3 protein-coding genes are annotated in these 6,264 nt (G+C 73.7%); 1 reads left to right on the top strand and 2 read right to left on the bottom strand.

Annotated elements, in window-relative coordinates; all coding sequences use genetic code 11:
- Positions 1 to 93: 93 nt before the first annotated feature.
- Positions 94 to 1,125: an FAD-binding oxidoreductase gene (locus tag ACWDCZ_RS38050; protein WP_449818326.1), complete on the bottom strand. Its 1,032-nt coding sequence runs from the start codon at positions 1,123 to 1,125 to the stop codon at positions 94 to 96.
- Positions 1,122 to 2,792 (bottom strand): hydroxylamine reductase, encoded by a 1,671-nt coding sequence (hcp, locus tag ACWDCZ_RS38055; protein ID WP_380781905.1) that lies wholly within the window; start codon positions 2,790 to 2,792, stop codon positions 1,122 to 1,124. Before hcp ends, ACWDCZ_RS38050 begins: the two co-directional genes overlap by 4 nt.
- Positions 2,793 to 3,123: 331 nt before the next feature.
- Between hcp and ACWDCZ_RS38060 the strand changes: the two genes are divergently transcribed.
- On the top strand, positions 3,124 to 6,225 hold the full coding sequence (locus tag ACWDCZ_RS38060; protein WP_449818327.1) for a SpaA isopeptide-forming pilin-related protein: 3,102 nt from the start codon (positions 3,124 to 3,126) through the stop codon (positions 6,223 to 6,225).
- Positions 6,226 to 6,264 lie beyond the last annotated feature (39 nt).

Below are 6,264 nucleotides of genomic sequence, written 5' to 3' on the forward strand. Positions count from 1 at the left end.
TTTTTTTTTTTGTGAATGGAGTTCAGAGGTGTGATATTCCGAAGGGCGTCGCCGCCGGGCCCCCGCGGCAGGAGTTCGGCGGCGGCCCGGCGGTCAGGTGGCCAGGAAGCGCTCCCGGTGGACCTGTTCGGCCGGCACCCCTGCCGAAGCGGCGGTGCGCAGCACGGCGTCGACCAGGGGCGGCGGGCCGCAGACGTACAGGTCCGGTGCGGCGCCGCCGAGTTCGGGCAGGGCGGCGGCGAGCAGGTCGGCCGGGGTGCCGGTCGGGCCGGACCAGTCGGGGCCGGGCCCGCGGACGCAGACCTCGTACCGGAAACCGGGCAACTCGGCTGCTACGGCGTCGAGTTCGTCCAGTCCGAAGACGTCCCGCGGCTCGTTGACGCCGAGGAACAGCCGGGCGGGTTGCGGATCCTGCCACTCGGCCATCCGGCGGGCCATCGCCAGCAGCGGGGCCAGGCCGGTGCCGCCGGCCAGGAACCAGCGCGGCCGCAGGCCGGTCTCGTGCAGGCCGAAGGCGCCCTGCGGGCCGTGCACGGTGAGCCGGTCGCCCGGGCGGGCCCGGTCGGCGAGGTAGGAGGAGAAGTGCCCGCCCTCCCGCAGTCGGACGTAGAACTCCAGCCGGCCCTCCCAGTTGCCGGTGTTGGCGGGGGAGTAGGCGCGCTTCACCTCGCTGCCGGGTGTCTGGAGCTCCATGAACTGCCCCGGGTCGAACTGGCAGTCCGGGTCGTCGAGGCGCAGCTCCAGCCGCACGGTGTCCGGGGTGACCGGGTCCACCGCCGTGACGGTGGCCGCGCGGACCGGGACGGCGCCGTACAGGACGCGGGCCTGCTCGTACGGCAGGGCGGCGGTCAGCGGACCGCGTGGGAAGGTGCGGCAGAGCAGCACCTCGCCGCGCCCGCGCCCGTCCGGCGGGAGGGCCTGTTCGCTGTGCGGCCCGAGGTCGTACGGCCCGTCGGTGACGGAGGCGTGGCAGGAGCCGCAGGTGCCCCGGCGGCAGGAGGCGGGCAGGGCGGCGCCGGCCTCCGCCGCGGCCTCCAGGACGCTGCGGCCGGGGGCGCAGTCGAACTCCAGCCGGCCGCCGTCGCTGGTGGTGAGGGTGACGGGGTGGGCGTGCCCCGCGCTCACGACGCCGTCCGTTCGAGCGCGGCGGCCAGGTCGGCCGCCGGGTCGCCGGCCACCCGCAGGCCGAACCGCTTCACCAGTTCCTCGACCAGGGCGGGGGTCAGGAAGCCGGGCAGCGAGGGGCCGAGGTGGATGTCGCGGATGCCCAGCGCGAGCAGGGTGAGCAGCACCGCGACGGCCTTCTGCTCGGTCCAGGACAGCGCGAGGGTGAGCGGCAGGTCGTTGATGTCGCACTCGAAGGCGTCGGCGAGCGCGGTGGCGATCCGGATGGCGGAGTAGGTGTCGTTGCACTGGCCGAGGTCGAGAAGCCGGGGCAGGCCCGCGATCTCGCCGAAGTCGTGCCGGTTGAAGCGGTACTTGGCGCAGCCGAGGGTGAGCACCACGCTGTCGCGGGGCGCGCCGAGGGCGAGGTCGGTGTAGTAGTCGCGGCCGGGGGTGGGGCCGTCGCAGCCGCCGATCAGGAAGAAGTGCCGGATGTCGCCCTGCCGCACCGCGTGGACGACCTGGTCGGCGACCGCGAGCACGGCGTCCCGGCCGAAGCCGACGGTGACGGCCTCCTCCTCGGCGGCGGTCTCCGGGAAGCCGGGCAGGGCGTGGGCGGCCTGGATCAGCGGGCGGAAGTCGTGGTCGGCGAGGTGCCGGACGCCGGGCCAGCCGACCGGTCCGGCGGTGAAGATCCGGCGGCGGTAGGCGGCGTGCGGCTCGATGACGCAGTTGGAGGTCATCAGGACCGGGCCGGGGAAGGCGGCGAAGTCCCGCTGCTGGTCCTGCCAGGCGCCGCCGTAGTTGCCGGCCAGGTGCGGGTGGGCCTTGAGCAGCGGGTAGGCGTGGGCGGGGAGCATCTCGCCGTGGGTGTAGACGTTGATGCCCTGGCCCCTGGTCTGTACCAGGAGGGCCTCCAGGTCCCGCAGGTCGTGGCCGCTGACCAGGACGGCCTTTCCGGCGACCGGGGTGGTGCGGACGGCGGTGGGCCGCTGGGGCCCGTAGGTGCCGGTGTTGGCGGCGTCCAGCAGTTCGATCGCCGCGAGGTTGAGCCGGCCGAGGCCGACGGCGCGCTCCAGCAGCTCGGCGGGGTCGGTCGGCTCGCCGGCCAGGTAGGCGAGGGCGTCCTCGACGCCGCCGAGCACCTCGGCGCTGCGGCGGCCGAGCACGTCGGCGTGGTGGGCGTAGGCGCAGATGCCCTTGAGCGCGTAGAGGTGGAGCGAGCGGAGCCCGACCACCTCGGGCCCGACCAGGGGGAGCCCGATGTCCACCCGGACGCCCGACGCCTGGCCGACCAGGGCGCCGGGGTCCGCGGCCGGGGCCCAGGCGGCCGGGCCGGTGAGCGTCTCCGGCTGCTGCCCGGCGGCGCGCGCGGCCCGCTCGTACCGGTCCCTGGTCCGGTTCCGGACGCCGACGGCCAGCTGGATCAGGGCGGCGAAGCGGGTGGGGTTGAAGTTGACGTTGGTGAGCGTGGTGAAGAGCGCGTACAGGACGAAGGCCGCCGCCTCGTCGTCCGGGTCGCCGAGGGCGCGCGCCTTGGCGGCGTACTGGGAGATGCCCTTGACCGCGTGGACCAGCAGGTCCTGGAGGTCCGAGGTGGGGGAGTCCTTGCCGCAGTTGCCGATCGGGCCGGCGCAGCCGGGGGTGGCGCCGGTGCGGTCGGTCTGTTCGCACTGGTAGCAGAACATGCGGGTCCTCCGGGGACTCGTGGTGTCGTTCGGTGGCGGTGGGCGGACGGGGCCTCGACGAGTCCAGGATGGGACCGCCGTTGACGGCGCGTCAGGGCCGGAGGGCCCCAATCCGGGGTCGGGAGACCCAGTCGCCCCGGCGTCCGCCGCGTCCGATCGGGTGTACGTGTCGCGGCGTTCAGACGAAACGGTTGGCGGGTCGCCGCTGCTCGGGGCTCCGACGAGAACACTCCGAGGGCTGTTGTTCGGTTCATATGAGGAAAGGACTGTGGTGAAGCCCAGTCAGAATCAGGCGACCGCCGTCGGCTGGAGACGAAGGCTCGGCAGGGTGATGGGATCCGCCCTGGCCCTGACGCTCGTCCCCTTCGGCATGTCGCTCATCGCACCGTCGGCCGCCCAGGCGGCCGGCCTGCCGGGCGGCCTGGGGCCCTGCCTGGGCGCGGACTGTCCGGCGACGTTCCCCCCGGTCAACAACGGCCCCTTCGCGGGCCGCGACGCCGGGGTGAACGTCTTCGTCGGCGGCGACTTCAACGTCCGGGGCTCGGCCGCCGAGGCCGAGGGGCACGTGGTGACCCTCGGCAACTTCGACATGAGCAAGGCCGCCGGGGTCAGCTCCGTGTACAACATTGGCATCGTCGGCGTCGGCTCGCGCGTCCCCCCGCCGAACGGCGCGGACTTCCTCACCGCCGGCGGCAACGTCACCGTGGCCCCGGGGCAGTCGCTCCTGGCCGAGGGCGGCGTCGTCCGCTACGCGGGCGCCACCACGGGCACCGTCACCGGCACGAAGGTCCACGACCCGCAGGCCGTGGCCGCCTACGCGCCGCTGCGCGGCGAGCTGCAGACGGCCAGCGCGTGCTACGCCGGGACCGGCACCCCCCGCCCGGCCACCGGAACCGCCGTCAACCAGGGGTACCAGACCCTGTTCACCGGCGACGGCACCTCCGCCCTCCAGGTCTTCAACGTCGACTTCGACATCGTCGGCCGCGGCGGCGGCACCCAGGGGGTCACCTTCGCCGGCATCCCCGCGAACGCGACCGTCCTGGTCAACCTCGTCGGCGACGCCCGCACCATCAACACCTACAGCGGCAGCCTCGCGGACACCGACCCGTGGAACCAGCTGCGCGAGCGCCTGCTGTGGAACTTCCCCACCGCGACGACCGTCACCCTGACCGGCTCGGGGCAGTTCCAGGGCAGCGTGCTGGTCGGCAACCCGGCCAGCACCGCCACGATGAACCTGCCCGGCCTGAACGGACGGTTCTTCACCACCGGCTCGCTGCTGCACAACTCCGGTCTGGGCATGACCGGGACCGAGTTCCACGCCTACCCCTTCAACGGCGACCTCCCGGAGTGCGGCAACCCGCCGGCCCCCACCGGCTCGACCAGCGTGACCAAGGTCGACTCGGCCACCGGGCAGACCCTGGCGGGCGCCACCTTCCAGCTGTGGAAGGAGAGCAACGGCGTCGCCGGCCTGCAGACCACGGGAACCACCCCGGACACCAAGGTCGGCGCCCCCTGCACCACCGGGCGCAATGGTGTCTGCTCCACGGCCGACCTCCCGCTGGGCACCTACTACTGGGAGGAGACGGCGGCGCCGCCCGGGTACGACCTGCCCCAGCCGCCGGTGACGACCGTGGTCCTCGGCACGAACGGGCAGACCGTCCCGGTCACCGTCCAGGACACCACGAGCCCGGTCGTCGAGACCGGGTCCACCAGCGTGACCAAGGTCGACTCCGCCACCTCGCGGCCGCTGGCGGGGGCGACCTTCCAGCTGTGGCACGAGACCAACGGTGTTCCGGGGCTGCAGACCACGGGCGCCAATCCCGACACGGCGGTCGGCTCCCCGTGCGTCACGCCCGCGTCGGGCGTCTGCTCGGCGTCCGGGCTCCCGCTGGGCACGTACTACTGGCAGGAGACGGCGGCGCCGCCCGGGTACGACCTGCCCGGGCTCAACGTGACCACGGTCGTGCTGAACACCAACGGGCAGAGCGCCCCGGTCACCGTCGCCGACACCCCGGCCGCCGCTCCGACGGCCTCGACCAGCGTGACCAAGACCGACTCCGACAGCGGGCAGCCCTTGGCGGGGGCGACCTTCCAGTTGTGGCGTGAGACCAACGGCGTCGCCGGTCTGCAGACGTCCGGGGCGACCCCGGACACGGCGGTCGGCTCCCCGTGCGTCACCCCGGCGTCCGGTGTCTGCTCGGCGTCCGGCCTCCCGCTGGACACGTACTACTGGCAGGAGGTCTCGGCGCCCGACGGGTACGACCTGCCCGACCTCAACGTGAACACCGTGGTGCTGGACGCGAACGGGAAGAACGTCATGGTCACCGTCGCCGATGCCAAGACCATCGCTCCCACCGGGTCCACCTCCGTCACCAAGACCGACGCGGCCACCGGACAGCCGCTGGCGGGGGCGACCTTCCAGCTGTGGCACGAGACCAACGGCGTGGCGGGCCTGCAGGCCTCCGGGGCGACCCCGGACACGGCCGTGGGCTCCCCGTGCGTCACCCCGGCGTCGGGGGTCTGCTCGGCGTCCGGGCTCCCGCTGGGTACGTACTACTGGCAGGAGACGGCGCCGCCGCCCGGGTACGACCTGCCGCAGTCCGCGGTGACGACCGTCGTCCTCGACACCAACGGGCAGGACATCCAGCTCCCCGTCCAGGACACCCACTCGACCGCCCCCACCGGGTCCACCTCCGTCAAGAAGACCGACGCCGCGACCGGACAGCCCCTGGCGGGCGCCACCTTCCAGCTCTGGCACGAGACCAACGGCGTTCCGGGGCTGCAGGCCACCGGCCCGAATCCGGACACGGCCGTGGGCTCCCCGTGCGTCACGCCCGCGTCGGGTGTCTGCTCGGCGTCCGGGCTCCCGCTGGGCACGTACTACTGGCAGGAGACGGTGCCGCCGCCCGGGTACGACCTGCCGCAGTCCCCGGTGACGACCGTCGTCATCGACCTGGGCCGGCCGAACGTCCAGGTCCCCGTCCAGGACACGCAGACGCCGACCGCCCCGAGCGGGTCCACCTCCGTCAGGAAGGTCGACGCCGACAGCGGGCAGCCGCTGGCGGGCGCCGTTTTCCAGCTGTGGCGGGAGAGCAACGGCGTGGCCGGTCTGCAGACCACGGGGGACAACCCCGACACCGCCGTCGGCCCGCCGTGCACGACCCCCGCGTCGGGCGTCTGCTCGGCGGACCACCTTCCGTTGGGCACCTACTACTGGCAGGAGGTCTCCGCACCCGAGGGCTACAACCTGTCGCGGCCCTCGGTGACCAGGGTCGAGCTGACCGGGGACCACGCGTGCGTGACGGTCACGGTCGAGGACAGCAAGTGTCCGCCGCCGCCGTGCCCGCCCACCCCCTGCCCGCCGGGCGACGAGTGGAGCCCGTACGTGCGCTTCACGCCCGTGCCGGGCTTCCTCTGGGGCGCGGACGCCTGACCGCATGACCGGCCCGTGCCCGCCGAAGCCTCCGCGCTT

The sequence above is a fragment of the Kitasatospora sp. NPDC001225 genome (genome assembly GCF_053597855.1).